Genomic DNA, 21765 nt, shown 5'->3' with positions numbered 1-21765 from the left:
ACGAGCGTGGGTGGGTACCGGGCGGAAGGGGTGGATCATGAACGGCAGCGACCGGCTCGACCCGCTGGCGGCGGCGTTCCTGGAGATCGAGGACGCCGATCCGCAGGTGGCGCTGGCGATCGGCTCGGTCGCGGTGCTTGAAGGGCCCGCGCCGCGCCAGGACGAGGTCGTCGCCGTGATGGCGCCGCTCGTCGCGCGGCTCGCGCCCTACCGGCGCAGGGTCGTGCGGACCGCGTTCGGCGCGCTCGCGCCCGTATGGGCCGAGGACCCGCACTTCGACCCGGCCGGCCACTTCTACCGCGCCCGGGTCCCCGGAGACGGCACGGAGGCGGAGCTGTACGACCTCGTCGCGTTGTTGATGGCCGAGCGGTTGCCGCGCCACCGGCCGCTGTGGGAGTTCTGGGTGCTGGAAGGGCTGGCGGGCGGGCGCTGGGCGGTGCTGTCGAAGGTGCACCACAGCCTCGCCGACGGTGTGTCCGGCGTCCACCTCCACGAGCTGGTCTTCGCGGGCGGCGCGCCGGAGCCGTCGCGGCCCGCGCAGCCGGCACCCGGAGGGATCACCCCAGCCCTGCGTGCCGCTGCGAAAGCCGTGGAAGGGCTCGGCGCGCTCGCGTCCGCGCTGGTGCCCGTCGCACCGTCGTCGCTGACCGGCCGGCTGGGCAGGCAGCGGCGTTACGAAGTGGTCCAGACCTCGCTGTCGCAGGTCGCCGCGATCGGGCACACCCTGGGCGCGACGGTGAACGACGTCGCACTCGCGGCGATCACCGCGGGCCTGCGTGAACTGCTGCTGGCGCGGGGTGAGACACCAGAGACCGACACGGTGCGGGCGCTGGTCCCCGTTTCCACGCACGGTTCCACGGACAGGGCAGCCACCGGCAACCGGGTGTCCCTGCTGCTGCCGACGCTGCCCGTCGAGCTGACCGATCCGGCGTTGCGCCTCGCCGCCGTGCACCGCCGCCTCGCGACCGTCAAGCGCAGCGGGGAGACCGAAGCGGGAGACGCGGTCGTGCGGTGGGCGGGACGGGCGGCCTTCGCCCCGGTCGCCGCGGCCGTGCGTGCCGTGGCCCGGCTGCCGCAGCACAGCGTGGTGACGGTGGCGACGAACGTGCCGGGACCGCGCGGCCGGGTGTCCCTGCTGGACCGGAAGGTCCTCGCGCTGCACCCGTACGTGCCGATCGCCCTGCGGTTGCGGGTGGGAGTGGCGATGCTCAGCTACGACGACCAGCTGAGCTTCGGCGTCACCCTCGACCACGACGGCGTGCCCGAGCGCGGGATGCTCTCCCGCGCCATCGCACGGGAGATCGCCGCGTTGTCGGCCCGGGCCGAGGCGGTGCACGGGCGTCACGAGGCGGTGGTGGCGCCCATCACGGCTTCGGCGTAGCGCACCTCGTCGTCCAGGGCCCGCACCAGCCGCCCCGGATCCGGGATCAGCGTCTCGTCGGTGGCGAACCCGAAGCGGATCCGCCCGGCGTAGCTGAAGATGCACACCGTGATCGGCTGGCGGCCGCTGCACGGTGCCCAGCCCACGGCACCGAGCACGCGGGCTCCGGCCAGCGCCATCTCCTCGCGTGGCCCGGGCACGTTGGTGAGCACGCCTGCCGAGCGGGCGGTCAGGTAGCGGGTCAGCGCGACCGCCGCGCCGCGGGAACCGCGGCCCACCAGGTCCTGCACGCCGACGTTCACCAGTGGCTCGTAGGAGTCCCGGATCCGCGCCATGCGGCGGTGGACCTCCAGCAGCCGCTCGGGGAAACCGGCCCTGGCCAGCGGCAGCGCGGCCAGGACGAGGGCGAAGTGGTTGCCCAGCAAGGGAGGCAGTGCCGCGTCGAACCGTTCGAGGCTGACGGGCACCATCCACGGCATGTCGTGGAGGAGGTCGTGGTCGCGTCCGGCCAGGTAGCGGTCGAGCGCGCCGGTCAGCAGCGCCGCGCAGACGTCGTTCACGGTCGTGCCGGTGCGGTGCGCGATGCCGTGAACGAGGTCCAGCGGGACGGGCTCGCTCCACGCGGCTGCCTTGGCCAATCCCGGTTCGCCGTGCCACGGGCCCCGGTAGGCGGGGCGCACGAGGTGGCTCGCGCCCACGGCGGTGTGCCAGGCGGTGACGGCCTGTTCCGCCACGTGCCCGGCGAGGCGCCGGGGACCGCCGGGCAGCCTGCCCGCCACGCCTTCGACGAACGCTCCGGTCACCGCGAGCGCGGCGGCTCCGCCGAGGGTGCCCAGCGCCAGCGCGGCGCGGACGGGCGGCACCTCCACGTGCTCGCCCAGCCGCGTCAGCAGCTGCACGCCCGTCGTGGCCAGCCGGGCCGCCGCGTGCGCGGTGGGGCCGTGCCGGACCGCGGTACCGCCGACCGGCGCGGGCGGGGTGGGGTCCGGCCGCAGCGGGTCGAGCATGCCGAACATGACCTGGGTGAGGCGGATCCCGTCGGCCATCGCGTGGTGGAAGCGGGAGACGACGGCTGAGCCGGGACCGTAGCCCTGGAGCAACTCGATGGTCCACAGTGGATGGTCCAGGTCCAGTCGGCTTCCCAACCGCCGCGCGACGTGCTCCCGCAGGGTCGCGGTGTCACCGGGCGGGGGCAGAGCGGACACCGTGAAGTGCCTGCCGAGGTCGAAGTCCGGGTCGGCCTCCCAGACCCGCCTGCCCACGGGCCGCTGCAGGAAGACCGGGTAGCGGGCCAGCACCCGGTCCGCCAGGACCGAACGGAGGGCACCGGGATCGACCGGGGTGGCCGTCCACAGCACGGACGTCACGACGAGCCGGTTGACGGGGGTGTCGAGGTGGAGCCACAGGTGGTCCTGGGCGCGCATCGGCCGCCGGAGCGAGGGATTGTGTCGCGTCATCGCGGCCTCCTTCCACACACCGCCAGCGTGCGCCCGCGGGGAACCGGCGCAAAGGGCCCTTCGGCTCTCGTTGCGGGCCCCGCGCGGGGTGCAGTTTCGAACGAGCGAAACCCTGAGGAGGAGGACATGAAGTTCACAGAACTGGCGACCACGGTCCGGGAGGCCATCTCCGTCCGGCGGGTGTACGGGGAGCCCTACGAGCACGACGGTGTGGTGATCATCCCGGCGGCGACGGTGTCCGGTGGCGCGGGCGGTGGGAACGGGCGCGACGAGAAGGGGCAGGAAGGGGAGGGCGGCGGCTTCGGCGTCGGCGCCCGGCCCGTCGGTGCCTACGTCGTCAAGGACGCGAAGGTCACGTGGCTGCCCGCGGTGGACGTCAACCGCCTGTTCCTGACGATCGGCGCGGTCCTGATCGCGCTGCTGGCCACCCGGGCCCGCAGCGTGAAGGCCCGGGCCAAGGCCGCGGGGTGAGCCTCACCCCACGGCTCGCACCCGGACCACTGGCAGCTCCGGGAAGTCCGCGGGCCGGTGGGTGACCAGTACCGCCGGCCGGTTGCGCGCCACCGCGGCCAGGTCGGCCGCGAGCCCGGCCGCGGTGCGGGCGTCGAGGTGGGCGGTGGGCTCGTCCAGGAGCAGCACGGGCCGGTCGGCCAGCAAGGCCCTGGCCACGCCGAGGCGCTGGCGTTCGCCACCGGAGACGGGGGTGCCGTGCGCGCCCAGCGGGGTGTCGAGACCGTGGGGGAGCCCGGCGAACCACGTGCCCAGGCGCGCGCGGGCGAGGCACGCCGCGAGGTCGGCGTCCGTGGCCAAAGGCCGGGCCAGCAGGAGGTTCTCCCGCAGCGTGCTGTCGAACAGGTGGGTGCCCGGTCCGCACCAGCCGAGCGCGGCGCGGACCTCGTCTCCCGCACACCGTCCGATGTCGGTGTCGTCGAGGCGGATGCGCCCCGCGGACGGGCTGAGGTGGCGCATGACCGCCGCCAGTGTGGTGCTCTTGCCGGAGCCGGACGGGCCCGTCAGCACCACGCTGCGCCCCGGGCCCGCGGCGAGGTCCACATCGGACACCGCCTCACGGGAGGCGCCGGGCCAGCGGACCGCCAGGCCGCTGACCGTCAGCGCGGCCGGTGCGGGCAGCGGCCGCGGTTCCGCGGGTTCCACCACCGGCGAGGGGGTGCGATTGAGCTCGGCCAGCCGGTGCGCGCTGTGGCGGGCGGCGAGGAACCGCTGCGCCGCTTCGGGCAGGGCGGCCACCAGTTCCGCGGTGGCCAGCGGCGTCAGCGCCAGCACCGCGAGCTCCGGACCGGGCAGCCTGCCCGAGCGCAGGGCCGCGATCCCGGCGAGCAGGCAGCCGAGCATCGCGGCGCCGAGCGAAAGCGTGCCGACCCCGGCACCCAGCCCGCGGGCGCGCGCCGAGCGCCGCAACGCGGCCGTCAGCGCGGCACCGGTCGCCCGCACCGCGTCGTGCCGCGCGTCCTGCGCGCCGAACGCGATCAGGTCCGGCGCCGCTTCGAGGACCTCGACGGTCCCGGACGTCGTTTCGGCGCGCAGGACGCTGGTGTCCCGTTCGGCCCTGCGCGCCGCGAGTGCCGACAGCGCGGGCGCGAGGATCCCGGCGCCCAGCAGCCCGAGGAACAGCAGCCCTCCCGCTTCGGGCAGCAGCACGCCGATACCCATCGAGACCCCGCAGGCGACCACCGCCGCCGACACCCCCGGCACGAGCACGCGGACCAGCAGGTCCTGCTGGTTGTCCACATCGGACAGCAACCGTGCGAGCAGGTCGCCACGCCGCATCCGCTCGGTGAGCGCGGGCCCGAGCCGCACCAGCGAGGCCCACACCCGTACCCGCAGACCGGCCAGGGTGCGGAGCGCGACATCGTGTGACAGGAGACGTTCGCTGTAGCGCAGCACCCCCTTCGCGATGCCGAACGCGCGCACGGCGACGATCGCGACGGTCAGGGTGAGGATCGGCGGGTGCAGCGCGGCCGTGGAGATCAGCCACGCCGAGGTGGCGGTGAGCGCGACGCCGCTGCCGAGTGCGAGCGCCCCGGCGAGGCAGGCGAGGGCGAGCCGCCACCGGTACGGCCTGACGACGGCGGCGAACCCGCCGCCGGTCCGGTCCTCGGCGTCCTCCTCCTGCGGGCGCTCCAGCCGGACCGGTGCGATCGCCGGGACCGGAGCCGGATCGGGCGCGGGAAGCTCGACCACGCGGTCGCAAACCCCGAGCACGGCTTCGTGGTGGGTCACGATGACGGCGGTCCGTCCCGCGAGCGCCAGTGGCAGGCAGCTGAGGATCTCCGCTTCGGTCTCGGCGTCGACGCCCTCGGTGGGTTCGTCGAGCAGCACCAGCGGGCGGTCGAGCAGGAGCGCGCGGGCCAGCGCGACGCGGCGTTGCTGCCCGGTCGAGAGCCCGGCGCCCAGTTCACCGACCGGGGTGTCGAGCGGCAGGTCCAGACCGGCGGCGCTCGCGGCGGCCGCCACGTCCGCGTCCGGTGCGTCCGGTCTGCCGAGCCGGATGTTGGTGGCGATGGTCCCGGTCAGCAGCCGGGGCCGTTGCGGAACCCATGCGACCCGCTGTTGCCACGCGGCCCGGTCCACCTCGGCGAGGTCGACCCCGTCGGCGAGCACCCGGCCCCCGTCCGGCGGGTACCAGCCGAGCAGGAGGTCCAGCAGGGTGGACTTCCCGGCGCCGCTGGGGCCGGTGACGCCGACGACCTCGCCCGGCTCGATCCGCAGGTCGAGGTCGTCGAGCACCGGCGCGGACCGGCCGCGTACGGTGACCCCGCTCAACCGGACGGGCACGACCGACGGGTCCGGCGCCGGCCTGCCCGCCCCCCGCGCTGGTGGCTTCTCCTCCAGCAGTTCGAAGATCTCCCCGGCCGCGGCGACGCCTTCGGCGCTGTCGTGGAAGCGGGCTCCGACGGTGCGCAGCGGGAGGTAGACCTCGGGGGCGAGGATCAGGACGACGAGCGCGGTGTGCAGGTCCAGTTCCCCGGCGACCAGCCGCAGGCCGATCGAGACCGCTACCAGCGCCACCGAGAGGGTGGCGAGCAGTTCGAGCGCGAGCGCGGACAGGAACGCGACGCGCAGGGTCTTCATGGTCTGCACGCGGTAGGCGCGGGTGATTTCGCGGAGGCTACGCAGCTGGGCCCGCGCCCTGCCGAACGCGGTGAGCACGGCGAGCCCGGCGACGAGGTCGAGGAAGTGGTTGCCCAGCATGGCCAGCGTGCGCCACTGCTTGCCCGCCTCGCGCTGGGTGTACAGCCCGATGAGGACCATGAAGACGGGGATCAGGGGCGTGGTGATGCCGACGATGACCGCCGAAAGCCAGTCCGACAACAGGATCCGCGCCCCGACGACGGCGGGCACGACGGCGGCGACGAGCAGCGTCGGCAGGTAGCGCGCGAAGTAGCCGTCGAGCCGGTCGACGCCGCGGGTGGCGAGGGTGGCCAGCTCGGCGGGGGAGCGCTCCGCCCGGCGCCCCGGCCCCGAGGACGTGGCCGACGATCGCCGCGCGCAGCTGCGTCAGCACCGCCGCCGAGGCGCGGTGCGCGGAGGTCTCGGCGAGCCAGGACACGAAGGAGCGGCCGAGCACCACGAGCGCGAGCAGGAGGACCGGCACCGCGACGGCGGCGAGCCCCGCCCCGCCGAGGAAGGCACGCGAGATCGTCGTGGCGAGCAGATCGGCCTGGGCGATCACGAGGCCGGCGGTGGTCACACCGAGCGCCGCGCACCCGAGGATGAAGGGGCGCGCGGCGGCGGCGTGGCGCAGCAGGCGCGGGTCGAGCGGTTTCACAGCCCCTGGCCCGCCGGGATCGAAGCGCGGGTGACGCGCTTGCGGAACACCCAGTACGTCCAGGACTGGTACAGCAGCACGATCGGGGTGAACGCGACGGCGACCCACGTCATGATCTTCAGCGTGTACGGCGTGGACGAGGCGTTGGTGGTGGTCAGGCTGTTCGCCGCGTCCGTCGTGGACGGCAGGACGTCGGGGTAGAGCGAGCCGAACAGCAGCACGGTCGTCGCCACGATCGCCGTGGCGGTGAACAGGAACGCCCAGCCCTCGCGCCCCGCACGGGCCACGAGCACCGCACCGGCCAGCGCCACCGCTGCGACGGCGAGCGGCGCCCACGTCCAGGTCTCGCCGTGGGCCAGCTGGGTCCACAGCAGGAAGGATCCGGCGCACAGCACGGCGAGCGCGCCCAGCGGCCCGGTGAGCGTGCGGGCGCGCTGTCGCAACTCGTCAGTCGTCTTCAGTGCGAGGAACACCGCGCCGTGCAGGGTGAACACGCTCAGCGTGGCCAGCCCGCCCAGCAGGGCGTAGGGGTTGAGCAGGGTCAGCAGGTTCCCGGTGAAGTGGTGCTGGGCGTCCAGCGGGACACCACGGACGATGTTGCCGAACGCGACGCCCCACAGCAGCGCGGGCACGAGCGAACCGCCGACGATGGCGCGGTCCCACCAGGCTCGCCAGCGGGGGCTGTCGATCTTGCCGCGGAACTCGAACGCGACCCCTCGTGCGATGAGCGCCACGAGGATCAGCAGCAGTGCCAGGTAGAACCCGGAGAACAGGCTGGCATACCACAGCGGGAACGCCGCGAAGGTCGCGCCACCCGCGACGAGCAGCCAGACCTCGTTGCCGTCCCAGACCGGGCCGATGGTGTTGACCAGGACCCGGTGGTCGGTGTTGTCGCGGGAGAGCACCGGCAGCAGCATGCCGACCCCGAAGTCGAAGCCTTCCAGCACGAAGTAGCCCGTCCACAGCACCGCGATGAGCAGGAACCAGATGTCGGTGAGAGCCATGGCTTCTTCTCCTAGTAGACGAAGACCGGAGGACGCTCGGCGTCCACTTCGGAGGGTTCCGGCGCGGGCTCGGGCGGTCCCGCCTTCGCGTAGCGGAACATCAGCACGCCGTCGACGGCGGCCAGGATGCCGTAGAGCACGGTGAACACGATCAGCGAGGTGAGCACGCTCCCGGCGCCGACGGTGGGGGAGACGCCGCTCGCGGTCTTGAGCACGCCGAACACGGCCCACGGCTGCCGGCCCATCTCCGTGAAGATCCAGCCTGCGGAGTTGGCCACGAACGGTGCGGCGAGCGAGGCGATCGCGGCACGGTAGAACCAGCGCGAGCGCGGGATGCGGCCCTTGCGGAAGGCCCACAACCCGACCAGCGACAGCAGGCCCATCAGGAAACCGAGGCCGATCATGATGCGGAACGTCCAGTAGGTCGTGGGGATGTCGGGCTTGTAGTAGCCGGGCCCGTAGGTCTGCTGCTCGGTGGCCTGCAGGTCGTTGATGCCCTCCACCTTGCCGTCGAACGACCCGGTCGCCATGAACGACAGGACCTTCGGCACGCGGATGCTGAAGACCTCCTTCGACCCGTCCAGCGAGCCGACGGTGAACAGCGAGAACGACGCGGGCGAGACGGTGTCGTAGAGGGCTTCGGCGGCGGCCATCTTCATCGGCTGCTGCTGCGTCATCAGCCGTGCCTGCAGGTCACCGGTGACGATGACGCCGAGGCTCGCGATCAGGACGGTCACCAGCGCCAGCTTCATCGACGGCCGGTAGACCTCCGTGGCGCGCTTGCGCTTGAGCTGCCACGCGCTGATCGCGACGACGAAGACCCCGGCGGTGAGGAAGCACGCCGTGATGGTGTGCGCGAACGCGCCGACGGCCGTGGAGTTGGTGAGCACGGCGCCGAAGTCCTTCAGCTCGGCGCGGCCGGTGGCGGGGTTGACCGCGTAGCCGACCGGGTGCTGCATCCACGAGTTCGCGGCGAGGATGAAGTAGGCCGACAGCACCGTGCCGATCGCGGCGAGCCAGATGGTGGCCAGGTGCAGGCGTTTCGGCAGCCGGTTCCAGCCGAAGATCCACAGCCCCAGGAACGTGGACTCCAGGAAGAACGCCAGCAGGCCTTCGATGGCCAGTGGCGCGCCGAAGATGTCACCGACGAAGGTGCTGTAGTCGCTCCAGTTCATGCCGAACTGGAACTCCTGCACGATGCCCGTGACGAGGCCCATGGCGAAGTTGATCAGGAACAGCTTGCCCCAGAACTTGGTCATCCTCAGGTACTTCTCGTGGCCGGTGCGCACCCACGCCGTCTGCATGCCCGCCACGAGGAGGGAAAGCCCGATCGTCAGCGGCACGAAGATGAAGTGGTACACGGTGGTGACGCCGAACTGCCACCGCGCCAGATCCAGCGGGCTCATCGGTCCCTCCCTGCTCCCGGGTCAAGATCGCGTTCAGACTGGCCGTGCGACGGCGGGACGAGCGAGGGTCCTTGGTCATCTCATCGGAGGGACTACGACCGTCCGGCGCACGAGCGCGAATCTCGGACGCTTCTCGGTGGAACACCCGCCCGTGCGGCCGGGAGACCGGGTCGAAAGCGCGGTGCTGGCTGGCTCGACGGACGCGGGAACCCGGCTCCGCTGCCTACTTCACGCGCCTCGGCGCAATGACCGTCGCCGTGACCGCGACCGTGGTGATCCGTGTTCGCGCTTGTCCTCTGTGGACGAATCGTATCGCTGCTGTGCGCCGGAGACCGGCGGCGCCACGCGCGCTGGGAACGCGAACGGGCGCGGCTGGCAATCGGCCACCGCCGTTCCTAGCCGGTGACGGGGTAAGCGCGGCGCCCGCTCGCTTTCGGCGAACCCTGTCGAGTCCCTAGCCCGGCCGGCGACATAGCCGACGACCTCGTGTCCAGGCACGAAGGGCTGAAGGACTCCGCCGAGGGGCACGTTCGGCCCGGGACGCGCGAGCAGAGGGCCAAGGTCGTCCCGGGTGGGGACGTGCTGCTCTCCCGCGGCGGGTCAGGCGCGGTGACCCTGGAACTGTCCCTGATGACACGACTCGAGGAGCGGTTATGAGGCGGCTGCTGGTGCGTGACCTGATGACCACGGCGGTGCGGTCGGTGCGGCGGACGACTCCGGTCAAGGACGTCGTGGGCATCCTCGTCGGGGCCGGGATCTCCGCGGTGCCGGTCGTCGACGACGAGCGCACGGTGGTCGGTGTCGTGTCGGAGGCCGACCTGATGGACAAGGAGGTCCCGGCGGGCCGGTGGGCCGGGCGGTACCGGCGGGCCCGGTCCTCGGCGCGGACGGCCGAAGACCTCATGGCAGCGCCGGTGTCCACCATCGGGCCGGAAGAGTCCATCGTGGAGGCCGCGCGCAGGATGTCGCGGCGGCACGTGAAGCGGCTGCCCGTCGTCGACCGCTACGGCAAGCTCGAAGGCGTGCTGAGCCGCTCGGACATCGTGCGGATCTTCGCCCGCGGCGACGAGGAGCTGCGGGAGGAGATCGCCGTCGAGGTCTTCGAAAGGGCCTTGTGCGTGCCGGAGGGCGACGTGAGCATCGAGGTGACCGACGGCGTCGTCACCCTGACCGGGCGCCTGAAGCGGCGGAGCGCGGTGCCCATCGCGGAAACCCTCACCCGCCAGGTACCCGGCGTGGTGGATGTCGTCTGCCGCCTCTCGTTCGACTTCGACGACAGCCACGTGCGGGCACAGGAGCCCACGAACCGCGGCGTCTGGCCGAGGTGAGTACGCGCCTCCGCCGCGGAGTTGAACGTGCGACACGCCGTCAGGTGAAGATGATCTGCCCGCCCGCCGCGAGGTCGTAGAACTCGCCCACGGTGATGATGTCCCGCACCTGGTCGATGAAGTCGTCCTTGCCGAGCCCGAACAGGTCGACGGAGGCCTTGCAGGCGTAGAGCCCGGCACCGCTGTCGGAAATCATCTCGACGAACTCCGGGATCGGCGGGATGTCGAGGTCGTCCATCTTGCGCGACAGGTAATGCGTCATGACGCTCGACATCCCCGGCAGGCCGCCCGCCCACGTGGCCAGGTGCAGGCCGGGGTTGCCGACCGTCGCGAGCTTGATGTGCTCGTGGCGCTGCCGGTGGATGGCGTCCAGGCCGAAGAAGGTGAAGAACAGGTTCGCCTCCATGCCCTCGGCCCGCGCACCGTTCGCCATGATCAGCGCCGGGTACACGCCCTCCAGCGAGCCCTTCGACACGATCACGGACACCTTCTCGATCTTGTCGCTCATCGTCGTCTCCCGTCTCAGATGCAGCCGCGGGGCTTGGGGATGCCGGCGATCCTCGCGGCGAGTTTGGCCGGCCCCTTCGGGAACAGCCGGTAGAGGTCCTTCACGGTGACGCCGGAGGTCTTGCCCAGCGCCCGGACGGTCGGTCCGGTGCCCTTGCTCTCGTACTCGGCGCGCATGAACTTGATGACCTGCCAGTGCTGGTCGGTGAGGTCGCCGAGACCGGCGTCGCGGGCGATGGCGGGCGCCATGTCCTCGCGCCACTGCGCGGGGTCGGTGAAGAAGCCCTCGTCGTTCACCTCGACGGTGGTGCCGGCGTAGGTCCGGGTCGTCATGACGGCGTCCTTTCCTGCTCAGGGAGGAGCTTTCCCGCGTGCGGCATGGCGGAGCCGATTCCGGGGATGTCGCGGCCGGGCAGCAGGCTGTGCCAGTACAGCCACGAGAACATCAGCTTGCCCAGGTGGTTGAGCCGGGACTGCTTGAGCAGCGGCAGGCCCGCGCCCGTGGGGTAGTGCCCGGGGAGGGGCTCGGTGTCGTAGTTGAAGTCGATGAGCAGTGCCTTGCCGAAGCCGCTTTCGATGAAGCAGTTCGTGTGCCCGTCGAAGGTCGCCCGCAGCGGCTCGCCCGCGAGGAAGCGGGCGACGTTGGCGGCCAGCGTCTCGCCCTCGAAGTGGGTGACCGAGCCGGCCTTGGACGCCGGCAGACTGGTGGCGTCGCCCAGGGCGAAGACGTTCGGCGCGGCTTTCGACTGCAGCGTCGCGGGATCGGTGGGCACGAAGCCGAGCTCGTCGCCGAGCGCTGGGGAACGCCCCACGTAGGCGGCGCCGCCGTGCAGCGGCACGACGACGGCGAGGTCGAAGCCGACCGTGCGCTCGTCGTAGGAGACCAGCCGTCCCGCGGTGCCGTCGACCTCTCCCGTGTTGAACTCCGTGACGAGACCGACGCCCTTCTCCTCCAGCAGGCCGCCCAGCACCCCTGCGGCCACGGGTTTGGTGAACGCGCTGTCGAGCGGGGTCACGTAGGTCAGCTCCACCCGGTCACGGATCCCGCGTTCCCGGAAGTACCAGTCCGCCAGGAAGCAGAACTCCAGTGGCGCCACCGGGCACTTGATCGGCAGGTCCACCACGTTGACCACCAGGCGGCCGCCCGCGAACCCGGCGAGTGCGGCCTCCAGCGCCAGTGCGCCGTCGAGGTCGTAGAACGTGCAGACGTTCTCCTGCCAGCCCGGTCCCGTCAGGCCCTCGGTCTCCTCGGGCTGCAGCACCGCCCCGGTGGCTACGACGAGCACGTCGTAGTCCAGTGTGGTGCCGTCCTCGAGGAGCACCGTGTCCCCCTTGAGGTCGACGTGGCCGACCGCGCTCTCGTGGTAGGAGATGCCGCGGTGCAGCTGCCGCTCCCGCGGGCGCACGAGGTCCTCGGGATGTGCCAGTCCGAACGGGACGAACAGCAGTCCCGGTTGGTACACGTGGTCGCCGTCCCGGTCCACGACGACGATCTCGACGTCGTCGCCGAGGCGCCGGCGCAGCCGGTTGGCGGTGAGCGTTCCCCCGGTGCCACCGCCGAGGATCACCACGCGTCTGGTCATGCCCCCACGTTCGGCGTTCCCCGGGTGGCCCGGTAGGGACCGGGGACCCGGGTCCGGAGGACGATCGGCCCTCCGGCCGGACGCGCGATGGTGCTCCTCGCCGTCGCGCGCGACGACAGCCGAGCGCGGGTCGAAGGTCCTCCGGTGCGGTGACCAGCCGCCCTTTCCCGGCGGCGGGACCCGGACTTGCCTGGAAGGTGTCCGGAGACGATGACCGGAGGAAGGAGAGGTCAGATGCCTACTTTGATTCCGCGGACCACACTCATCCCCGACGTGGTCCGGTTGCTGGGAGAGGAGTTCGGCGACCAGCACCCCGTTCGCGTCGAGGACTACTTCGAGGACGGGACGTACGTCGTGCGTGCGGAACTGCCCGGGATGGACCCGCAGAAGCAGATCCACCTCACCGTGGACCGGGGTGAGCTGCGGCTGCGTGCCGAGCGGGAGTTCGTCAAGCACGACAAGGCGCACACCGAGTTCGCCTACGGCGCGTTCGGCCGTACCCTGCGGCTGCCCGAAGGCGCGGACCCCGCGCACGTGACGGCGGCCTACGAGGCGGGCGTCCTCGAAGTCCGGATCCCCGTGCGGGTCAAGACCGAGCCGCGCGAGATTCCGGTCAAGGTGGCGACCTGACCACCTGAGGAAAGGGGCGCCGGCATCCTCTCAGAGGTGCCGGCGCCCCGTTTCGTTCAGCCCTACTCCGGCCGCATCTCCATGGCGCCGCAGGGGCATTCGGCCACGCAGAGGCCGCAGCCCTTGCAGTAGTCGTAGTCGATGGCGTACCCGCCGTCCGCGAGCTTGACGACCGCGTTGTCCGGGCACACGGCGAAGCAGTTGTCGCAGCCGAAGCAGTTGCCGCACGACAGGCAGCGCCTCGCCTCGAACAGCGCGCTCGACTCGTCCAGGCCGCCCTCGACCTCGTCGAACGTGGACGTGCGCCGCGCGGCGTCGAGCTGGGGCCGCACCGTCGCGGGCGCGTCGCTGTAGTACCAGGTGTTCAGGCCGCCGTAGTCGGCCGGCGGGTGCTTGGGGCCCTGCTGGTACGCCTCGCCGCGCAGCCACGCGTCGATCGCGCGCGCGGCCTTCTTGCCGTCCCCGACCGCGGCGGTCGCGGTGCGCTCACCGCCGACGACGTCGCCGCCCGCGAACACACCGGGGTGACCCGTCATCCGGTCCTTGCCGACAGCGACGTGACCGTCCTCTTCGGACACGTCGGGTAGCCCGGACAGCACCGACAGATCGGCCTCCTGCCCGAGCGCGAGGACGACCGAGTCGGCGGTCAGCTCCTCGAACTCCCCGGTGGGCCGCGGAAAACCGGTGTCGTCCAGGCGCATCTTCTCCACGGTCACCGCGCCGGGCCCGGCGTGCGCGAGCGTCGACAACCACCGCAACCGGACGCCTTCGGCCTCTGCCGCGGCGACCTCGCTCGCGTGCGCCGGCATGCGCTCCCGCGTGCGGCGGTACACCACCAGTGCGTCAGTGGCGCCGAGGCGCCGGGCGGTGCGGGCGGCGTCCATGGCGGTGTTGCCGCCCCCGTAGACGACGACGTGCCTGCCCAGCGACGGCCGGTGCTCGCCCTCCATGTCGTGCAGCACCGCCACGGCGTCGAGGACCCGGGCGGAGTCGCCGGCGGGCAGGTACGCGCGTTTCCCGATACCCGCGCCCACGCCGAGGAATGCGGCGTCGAACCCCTCATCGCGCAGGGTCGCGTCGAGATCCGAGACCCGACGACCGGTTTCGATCACGACGCCCAGCGCAGTGATCCGCCGGATCTCCCCGTCGAGGACCTCCCGCGGCAGCCGGTAGCGCGGAATGCCGTAGCGCAGCATCCCGCCGGGCTCGGACTCCGCCTCGAAGACCGTAACCGCGTGGCCCAGCATCCTCAGGTGGTACGCGGCCGAGAGGCCGGCCGGGCCGGATCCGACGACCAGCACGTGCTTCCCGGTCGCCGGGGCGGGTGCGTCCGGCGTCCAGCCTTGCTTCAGCGCTTCGTCGCCGAGGAAGCGTTCGACGGAGTTGATACCCACCGCCTCGTCGAGCTGCCCGCGGTTGCACGCCGTCTCACATGGGCGGTAGCAGACGCGGCCTAGTACGGCTGGCAGCGGGTTGTCGGCCATGATCTGCCGCCAGGCACGCTCGTAGCTCCCGTCCTCGGCGTCGTAGAGCCACTGCTGGACGTTCTGGCCCGCCGGGCAGGCGTTGTTGCACGGCGGCAGCAAATCGCGGTAGACGGGGCGCTCGCTGCGCCACGAACCGGTCTTGTTCGCCAGGCCGGAGTCGGCGCGCAGGGTGATCGCGAACGGTTCGGTCTTCATCGTTCCTCCTCGCCGAGCAGGCCGTAGCGGCGGATGTTGCGGTCGGCGAGCTCCTGGATGCGGGCTAGCACCGCCGTGGCGGGCGGTTCGCCGAACAGGTGGGCGTAGCGCGCCTGCGGGCGTAGGTACTCCTCGACGGGCACCCGGTGGCGGATCTTCGACACCGCCACGACCTCCCCGCGCTCGGCCTCGAACACGGGGAACACGCCGGATTCCGTCGCCAGCCGGGCGAGCCGGATCGTGTCGCGGGAGGCGCTGCCCCAGCCCAGTGGGCACGGCACCAGCACGTGGAGGTACCGCGCGCCGCGGAACTCCATCGCGCGGGCCACCTTCGCCTCGAGGTCGTGCAGGTCGGCGACCGTCGCCGTCGCGACGTAGGGGATCTCGTGCGCCATCGCGATGCGCGGCACGTCCTTGCCCTGCCCGAACACGTTTCCGGGCTCCGCCCCGAGCACCGGGGTGGTCGCGGTGCGGGCGGCCGGGGGAGTGGCGCCCGAACGCTGCACCCCGGTGTTCATGTAGGCCTCGTTGTCGTAGCAGATGTAGAGGACGTCGTCGTCGCGTTCGAACATGCCCGACAGGCAGGCGAATCCGATGTCGACGGTGCCCCCGTCCCCGCCCTGCCCGACGACGCGGATGTCGGTGCGGCCGTTGGCCTTCAGCGCCGCCGCCACGCCGGTCGCGACCGCGGGCGCGTTGCCGAACAGCGAGTGCAGCCACGGCAGCCGCCAGGACGATTCCGGATACGGCGTCGAGAACACCTCCAGGCACCCGGTCGCGTTGACGGCGATCAGCTGGTTGCCGGTGGCGCGCATCGCCGCGTCGAGCGCGTACCGCGCGCCCAGCGCCTCGCCGCAGCCCTGGCACGCGCGGTGCCCGGAGTCGAGCGCGTTCGTCCGGGCCGTGCTGGCCTGCACAGTGCGCACCTCGACGTCGAGCAGGCGGTTGCCCGCCACGAAGCTGCCGGTCTGGTAGAATTTCACGGGCTGGGTGTTCATGATCGGCTCCTCACCGGGCCCTGGCCAGCTCGCGCTCAACGCTGACCCGGTCCAGATCGAGAAAAACCAGTGGTTCCAACGTGTCCGCGAGCGCGTCGGCGAGCGCGAAGTGCAGCGACCGCTTGGTCACCGGCCGGCCGCCCAGGCCCGCGACGACCGTGTGGCAGGGCACGGGCACCCCGCCGAAGGCCAGCCGCAGCTCCGCGGTGACGATCCCGCCCGAACCGAGCGAGAACGCCCGCTCCAGCACGACAACGCGCCGGGCGCCGCCCAGCAGTTCGCGCACGATCCGTGCCGGGAACGGCCGGAAGCTCGTGATGCCCAGCGCGCCGATGCGGGCGCCGGTCTCCCGCAGCTCGTCGATCGTGTCGTAGAGCGTCCCGAGCACCGAGCCGAGCGCGACGACGACCACGTCGGCGTCTTCGATCCGGTACGGGTGCACCAGGCCCCCGGAGTCGCGCCCGAAGACCTCGGCGAACCGGCCGGAGACCTCGGGGATGACGTCCAACGCCCGCTGCTGCTTGAGGTGGGCGAGGTAGCGCACCTCGGTGAACGCCTCGGGCCCGACCATCGCGCCCATCGTCACCGGCTCGGCCGGGTCGAGGACCTGGCGTGGCGCGTACGGCGGGAGGAACGCGTCGACCTGCTCCTGGGAGGGCAGGTCGACGCGTTCGACGGCGTGCGTGAGCACGAACCCGTCCATGCACACCATCACCGGCAGCGACAGCTCCTCGGCGATGCGGAACGCCTGCACGTGCAGGTCGGCGGCCTCCTGGTTGTCCCGCGCGTAGAGCTGCAGCCAGCCGGAGTCGCGCTGGGACATCGCGTCGCTGTGGTCGTTCCAGATGTTGATCGGCGCGCCGATCGCCCGGTTCGCGACGGTCATCACGATCGGCAGGCCGAGCCCGGCCGCGTTGTGCACGGCCTTGGACATGTAGAGCAGGCCCTGGCTGGCGGTGGCGGTGTAGGCGCGAGCTCCGGCGGCGGACGCGCCGATGGCGACGGACATCGCGGCGAACTCGGACTCGACGTTGACGAACTCGCACGGCGTCAGCGCGCCGCTCTTCACCTTCTCGGAAAGCGCTTCCACGATGTGCGTCTGCGGGGAGATCGGATAGGCGCAGACCACCTCGGGACGACATAGCGCGGTGGTGTCGGCGACCGCGCGGGAACCCTCAATCTGCCGCAACACGGGACTGCTCCTTCAGCTGTTCGCGGACGTGGTCGCAGGCAGCGTTGGCAGCCGCGACGTTGCCGTCCGCCACGCGGCCGGAGAACCGCTCGCGGATGGCTGCCTGGACGGACTCGATGCGGACCTGCCCGGTGAGAGCGGCGAAAGCGCCCAGCAGCACCACGTTCGGCACCGGACGGCCCAGGTGCTCCCGGGCCAACGCGGTCGCGGGCACGGTCAGCGCGCGGCCCGGTGGCAGCCGGGCGACGACGTCGGCGAGACCGAGCTCGGCGAAGTCGTGCGGTGAGTTCACCAGCAGGCACCCGTCGTGCGCGAAGCCGTCGAACACGGGTACCTGGTGCAGCAGGGTCGCGTCCTGCACGACGAGCCCGTCCGGACGCACGACGGGCTCGCGTGAGCGGATGGGCTTGCCGTCGAGGCGGCAGAACGCGACGACGGGCGCGCCGGTGCGCTCGGAGCCGAAGCTCGGAAACGCCTGTGCGTGGCGCCCGTCGAGGAACGCGGCCACCGACAGCAGCTCGGCGGCGGTGACGGCCCCCTGGCCGCCACGGCCGTGGATGCGGACCTCGAACACGTCGGCCTGCCTTCCGGGTCGGGACGTTGCCGCCGACGATCGCAGTGGCCGCGGTGGCCCTCGAAGGGCGGCAAGACACCGGTGGCGTGGACCAAGGTCCCGAAACGGTGTGCGGCCGCCGGGGCCTGCCCAGGCAGACGACGTGGTCGGCGAGCCCGGCACGGCGTCGGCCGCCGTCAGGACTTGCTCTGGTCCTTGATGGTGTTGAGGTTCGCGCGAATCGCCTTGGTCAGGGGATGATCGGGTGCGAGTACGCGTTCAGCGTCGGCGAGCGTGGTTTCGTACAGCCTCCTCGCTTGCTCCCTGTCCTCCGCGGCCAGGTAGGCGCCGGCCAGGCTGTTGCGTGTCGCCAAGGTGTCCAGGTGATCCGCACCCAGCACCCGGTCCCGCCCGGCGAGTGCCGTCTCGTACAGCGCGATCGCCTGCCGCACGTCGCCCGTCGCCAGGTAGGCGGCGGCCAGGTTGTTCCATGAGCGCAGGGTGTGGGGGTGGTCTTGTCCGAGGACCCGCAGTTGGTCGGAGAGCAGTTGTGTGAGCGCGGCGGCGGCGCCCGCCGGGTCCCCGGCCTCTCCGCGGAAACGCGCGAGGTTGCCTCGGGTGTGCAGTGTGTGGGGGTGGTCGGGTCCCAGGATCCGCAGTTGGTCGGAGAGCAGTTCGGTCAGGGCTGCGGCGGCACCCGCCCGGTCCCCGGCCTCCCCTCGCCAGTACGCGAGGGCATGGCGGGTGATGAGCATGTAGAGGTGGTCGGGTCCCAGGACTCGCAGCCGGTCGGGAAGCAGTTCGGCGAAGACCGCGGCTGCCCCCGCGGGGTCTCCGGCTTCCCCGCGCCACCGGGCGAGGCTGGCGCGCACGGCGAGGGTGTGGGGGTGCTCGGGTCCCAGTACTCGCAGTTGGTCGGGGAGCAGCTCGGCGAGGGCCGTGGCGGCGCCCGCTGGGTCCCCGGCTTCTCCTCGCCAGTAGGCGAGGCTGTGGCGGGTGGCGAGGGTGTAGAGGTGGTCGGGTCCCAGGATTCGCAGCCGGTCGGGAAGTAGTTCCGCCAAGGCGGTGGCCGCGCCCGCGGGGTCTCCGGCTTCCCCGCGCCACCGGGCGAGGTTCGCGCGCACGGCGAGGGTGTGGGGGTGCTCGGGCCCCAGCGCGCGCAGCTGGTCGGCGAGCAGTTCCGCGTAGGCCGCGGCTGCGCCCGCCGGGTCCCCGGCCTCCCCGCGCAACCGGGCGAGGTTGTAGCGAATCGTGAGCGTGTCCGCGTGATCGGGACCGAGCCGGGCGGAGGCCTGAGCGAGCAGTCGGTGGTTGACGGCGACGGCGGAATCCAGAAGCCCGGCGTCGCCGAGACTGCGCGCGAGGCGGAACAGCACCGGATGTCCCCCGGCACGCCAGAGGTGTTCTTCGGCGATGCTCTGGAGCGTGGTGACGTTGGACCGCAGTGCCTGGGCGAGTTCTTGGTTCGTTTCGATTTCGGGCCAGACGAGAACCAGCGCGTCCGCGGCGGTCCTCGCGAGCTCGGCGAGGTGGCCGGTCGTGAGAGGATCGCGGACGGCGCGCTGGACGAGGGCGTGCACACGGACGGCGTGGTGGGGTTGCTCGGGGTGCAGGGTGATCAAGCTGAACCGTCGCAAGCATTCCAGGCCGTCGAGGACGTCGTCGCCGGTGACATCGCGGTTGAACCGCGCGGTGAGGTGGTTCGTGAAGGCGCGTGTGGTGAAGACGGCGGTGGGGATTCCCGCTGGGTCGAGCAGCGAGGCCAGCTCCAGCGCCGGGCGGGCGAGGCCGGCGGGGTCGAGTTCGTCGGCGGCCTCGATCGACAGAGACCAGGTCGCGGCCACTGTGCGCTCGTGTTCGTCGGGCAGGTGCGGTTCCCGGGGCAGCACGTCGGGCAGTTTCGTTCGCCGATCGGCGAGTCTGGCTCGGTAGGCGGCGGTGGTGAGCATCGGCTTGTTGGCCAGGTAGGCGGCGGCTTGGGCCAGGGCCAAGGGCAGGTGTCCGAGGTCGCCGGCGAGACCGGCCAACTCCGTGGTCACGGGGCCCCGCTCGGGGAGTCTCTCGGTGAGGTAGGCCAGCGCCTGCTCGGGGGCGAACAGGCCGACCTCGACGACATGACGCTGGTAACTGTGCAGGGCGGCGTCGCGACGGCGAGTGGTCACCACCACCTGCCCGCAGGGGGTGTGCGGTGGCCACAGTCCCGTGAGGTGGCTGGGGTCCTGCAGGTCGTCGAGCACCACCAGCCAGGGGTCGGTGGTTTCGGCGAGCCACTCCAGCAGCCGCCTCCAGGCCCGCTCCGGCGTGGCGGGGTCCTGACCGAGCAGCTCGACCGCGACCTCGGTGTAGGCGGAGGTGATCGCCACTCGGCTGCGGGCGGAGATCCACACCAGCAGCCGCACCCGCCCGTGGTCCCACTGGGTGTGGGCGTGGTCGGCGGCCAACTGGGTCTTGCCCACCCCACCGAGGCCGGTCAGTACTTGCGCTGTTCCGGTACCGATGAGGACGGTGGTGCCCCCGCCCGCGGCGGTGTCGGCCAGCGCCCTCGCCGCGAGACGCTGCTGGAACGCCCCGGCACGCGGTGGCACCGCTCCGAAACGACGCCGTCCCCCGCCCCGCGCCGACCCCGGATCTGAGCCGCCGCCGTGTCCGAGGCCCACCCGGCCAACCTCGGGGGTGCCGTTGTCGGCTGGCGCGCCCCGGTTGCGGGGAGGGACCTGGTCCAAGGCGACGGCCAGGAACTCGTGCCGGTGCCGCCACTGTTCAAGCAGGATCTCGTCCGGCGGCATCACGCGCTTCTTGGCCTTGCCGATGCGCACGCACGCGGTCACGAACGCCGAGACCCGCTCCCAGGGCGGCACCCGCGCGAACTTCCCGTGGAGCAGATCGGACACGGTCTTCTGGTTCAGCCAGGCCGGGTCCTGCGTCTCCAGATCGGCCAGCGTCGGGTTGCCGGCCTGCACCCGCAACTGCTTGAGCTGGTCGACGAACCGCGCTCGCGGATCTGGCTCCACCCGCCGCGCTCCCTTCCGATGCTTCCGGAGTCCACCGGACCTCGAGCCCTCGGAAACACCAACGACCTGGGACAACAATGCAGGACTCCCGGGCTGTACCGGAGAACGCCCACCCGATTGGCCTAGCACCGCATCGTGGTCACAGCAGGCCTGCAGCACTCCCGCACCACAACAACGACCACGAGGAGCATCCAATGAGCCACATCCACCGCCACGGGCCCCGCCCGATGGTCACCACCGTCGTCGGATCCATCGCCTCCGGCATTGTGCGCGCGCTTTTTGACTGGCTTCTGCAACACTTCACGCATTGACCGGCCAAGTACTGCGACGGCAATCGGGTGAGCGGATAGCTGCGCGTTGGCCAAGCTCCCGGTTCCAGGCTCGGCGAAGAGGTTGTCGAACTGGTCGTTCGTGTCGCCCGCGGTGAGTCACGGCACCGAACACCAGTGTCCGCACGTTGACCGCAAGCCGCCGACGCCGATGACCGGATCGAACCGGAGGTCGGCGTGCTTGCGGTCAACGGATCTCGCCACCGAGCTTCGACAGCGGTCCGGACCCGCCGATGAACACGACGATTCTCCGGTGCTGACCACGCGTCGAGTAACCATCGCGGCGCTGGAAGCCGGCGCTGACCCGCGTTTGGTCACGCGGTGGATGGCCGAAACGCAGGCAGGCGTGCCGAAGCCCTCACCGCCCTGCCGCTCGCCCGCCGAGAATGACGAAGATCGAGATCCGCCACCTGGCCGAGGAGTTGGGGGGACATCCGCCAGGCACTGATCGATGCCGACCCGGACGACAAGGCCGAGGTCTACCGCCAGCTCGGCCTGCGGCTGACCTACCATCCCGCAAAACGAACTGTGCGGGCCGAGACGAATCTCGACCCGCACAGTTGAGGTTATGGTAAGTGTCCGAGGGGGAGTTGCACACTAACCACACGGCTCGGACTCAGCTGATCTGTCCGCGTAGACCGCGGATCGCGACAGCTAGCCGAACTCCTACTATTGGGCAACTATGCACCCGAGTCAACCTCGCATGTTGACCAGCTGCTTGGGCGATGTCAAGCTTCGACGTTGTCCGTGACCGGCAACTTCTGGAATCCGGGTCCGTACAGGGGCCGGGGTCCACATCGCTCGTAGCCGTCCCGACGACGGACTGACGTGCAGAAATACCTGGTCGGCCGCTAGTCGCGCGTCCAAGGCTCGTGATGATGATTGTTGTCGATAACTCGCCGTCAGGGAGGGAC

At 71.7% G+C, this 21765-nt stretch carries 16 protein-coding genes; 4 read left to right on the top strand and 12 right to left on the bottom strand.

Going from position 1 to position 21765, the window contains the following annotated elements; genetic code table 11:
- Window positions 1-37: 37 nt before the first annotated feature.
- Window positions 38-1381: a wax ester/triacylglycerol synthase family O-acyltransferase gene (locus BMZ92_RS03470; RefSeq protein ID WP_091504159.1), complete on the top strand. Its 1344-nt coding sequence runs from the start codon at window positions 38-40 to the stop codon at window positions 1379-1381.
- Here the strand turns inward: BMZ92_RS03470 and BMZ92_RS03465 are convergent.
- On the bottom strand, window positions 1342-2838 hold the full coding sequence (locus BMZ92_RS03465) for a WS/DGAT domain-containing protein (RefSeq protein WP_091504158.1): 1497 nt from the start codon (window positions 2836-2838) through the stop codon (window positions 1342-1344). The genes BMZ92_RS03470 and BMZ92_RS03465 overlap by 40 nt on opposite strands.
- Before the next feature lie 126 nt (window positions 2839-2964).
- Between BMZ92_RS03465 and BMZ92_RS03460 the strand changes: the two genes are divergently transcribed.
- Window positions 2965-3309, top strand: a complete 345-nt coding sequence (locus BMZ92_RS03460; protein WP_091504157.1) for a spore germination protein GerW family protein — start codon at window positions 2965-2967, stop codon at window positions 3307-3309.
- A 3-nt stretch (window positions 3310-3312) separates the two neighbouring features.
- On the opposite strand, the gene cydC is transcribed toward BMZ92_RS03460, so the two are convergent.
- From cydC to BMZ92_RS03445, 3 genes are all read right to left on the bottom strand, one after another.
- Window positions 3313-6285 carry a thiol reductant ABC exporter subunit CydC gene (gene cydC / locus BMZ92_RS03455; RefSeq protein ID WP_245782887.1) on the bottom strand — a complete coding sequence of 991 codons (2973 nt, stop codon included), beginning with the start codon at window positions 6283-6285 and terminating at the stop codon, window positions 3313-3315.
- A 339-nt stretch (window positions 6286-6624) separates the two neighbouring features.
- Window positions 6625-7632 carry a cytochrome d ubiquinol oxidase subunit II gene (gene cydB / locus BMZ92_RS03450; protein WP_091504156.1) on the bottom strand — a complete coding sequence of 336 codons (1008 nt, stop codon included), beginning with the start codon at window positions 7630-7632 and terminating at the stop codon, window positions 6625-6627.
- An 11-nt stretch (window positions 7633-7643) separates the two neighbouring features.
- A complete protein-coding gene (locus BMZ92_RS03445) occupies window positions 7644-9038 on the bottom strand; it encodes a cytochrome ubiquinol oxidase subunit I (RefSeq protein ID WP_091504155.1) in 1395 nt (464 codons plus the stop codon).
- Between the two features lie 653 nt (window positions 9039-9691).
- On the opposite strand from BMZ92_RS03445, the gene BMZ92_RS03440 reads away from it, so the two are divergent.
- A complete protein-coding gene (locus BMZ92_RS03440) occupies window positions 9692-10366 on the top strand; it encodes a CBS domain-containing protein (RefSeq protein ID WP_091504154.1) in 675 nt (224 codons plus the stop codon).
- Window positions 10367-10406: 40 nt separating this feature from the next.
- Here BMZ92_RS03440 and BMZ92_RS03435 read toward each other — a convergent pair whose 3' ends face one another.
- The 3 genes from BMZ92_RS03435 to sqr are packed head-to-tail and all read right to left on the bottom strand — an operon-like array spanning window position 10407 to window position 12456.
- Window positions 10407-10874, bottom strand: coding sequence for a DsrE/DsrF/DrsH-like family protein (locus tag BMZ92_RS03435; RefSeq protein WP_091504153.1), 468 nt, complete (start codon window positions 10872-10874; stop codon window positions 10407-10409).
- 14 nt (window positions 10875-10888) lie between these two features.
- Window positions 10889-11206, bottom strand: coding sequence for a TusE/DsrC/DsvC family sulfur relay protein (locus BMZ92_RS03430; RefSeq protein WP_091504152.1), 318 nt, complete (start codon window positions 11204-11206; stop codon window positions 10889-10891).
- Window positions 11203-12456 carry a type III sulfide quinone reductase, selenoprotein subtype gene (sqr, locus tag BMZ92_RS03425; protein WP_091504151.1) on the bottom strand — a complete coding sequence of 418 codons (1254 nt, stop codon included), beginning with the start codon at window positions 12454-12456 and terminating at the stop codon, window positions 11203-11205. Before sqr ends, BMZ92_RS03430 begins: the two co-directional genes overlap by 4 nt.
- Before the next feature lie 234 nt (window positions 12457-12690).
- Here sqr and BMZ92_RS03420 point away from each other — a divergent pair, with 234 nt between their 5' ends.
- Window positions 12691-13086, top strand: coding sequence for an Hsp20/alpha crystallin family protein (locus BMZ92_RS03420; protein ID WP_177228515.1), 396 nt, complete (start codon window positions 12691-12693; stop codon window positions 13084-13086).
- A gap of 62 nt (window positions 13087-13148) precedes the next feature.
- Here the strand turns inward: BMZ92_RS03420 and BMZ92_RS03415 are convergent, their stop codons facing one another.
- The 5 genes from BMZ92_RS03415 to BMZ92_RS03395 form a co-directional block, all read right to left on the bottom strand.
- A complete protein-coding gene (locus tag BMZ92_RS03415; RefSeq protein WP_091504149.1) occupies window positions 13149-14768 on the bottom strand; it encodes an NAD(P)-binding protein in 1620 nt (539 codons plus the stop codon).
- Complete coding sequence (locus tag BMZ92_RS03410; RefSeq protein WP_091504148.1) at window positions 14765-15766, bottom strand: thiamine pyrophosphate-dependent enzyme; 1002 nt, start codon at window positions 15764-15766, stop codon at window positions 14765-14767. The genes BMZ92_RS03415 and BMZ92_RS03410 overlap by 4 nt, the downstream gene beginning before the upstream one ends.
- A gap of 10 nt (window positions 15767-15776) precedes the next feature.
- On the bottom strand, window positions 15777-16958 hold the full coding sequence (locus BMZ92_RS03405; protein WP_091504147.1) for a transketolase C-terminal domain-containing protein: 1182 nt from the start codon (window positions 16956-16958) through the stop codon (window positions 15777-15779).
- The gene (locus tag BMZ92_RS03400; protein WP_091504146.1) at window positions 16942-17532 is read right to left on the bottom strand and encodes a 2-oxoacid:acceptor oxidoreductase family protein; all 591 of its coding nucleotides are present in this window, start codon (window positions 17530-17532) and stop codon (window positions 16942-16944) included. The genes BMZ92_RS03405 and BMZ92_RS03400 overlap by 17 nt, the downstream gene beginning before the upstream one ends.
- A 176-nt stretch (window positions 17533-17708) precedes the next feature.
- Window positions 17709-20522 carry a tetratricopeptide repeat protein gene (locus BMZ92_RS03395; RefSeq protein ID WP_091504145.1) on the bottom strand — a complete coding sequence of 938 codons (2814 nt, stop codon included), beginning with the start codon at window positions 20520-20522 and terminating at the stop codon, window positions 17709-17711.
- Window positions 20523-21765 lie beyond the last annotated feature (1243 nt).

Origin of the sequence: Amycolatopsis sacchari, from assembly GCF_900114035.1 — a bacterium.
Classification (GTDB): Bacteria; Actinomycetota; Actinomycetes; order Mycobacteriales; family Pseudonocardiaceae; genus Amycolatopsis_E; species Amycolatopsis_E sacchari.
The sequence above is the reverse complement of the archived record's forward strand: the minus strand, read 5'-3'. Positions and strand labels throughout refer to the sequence as shown.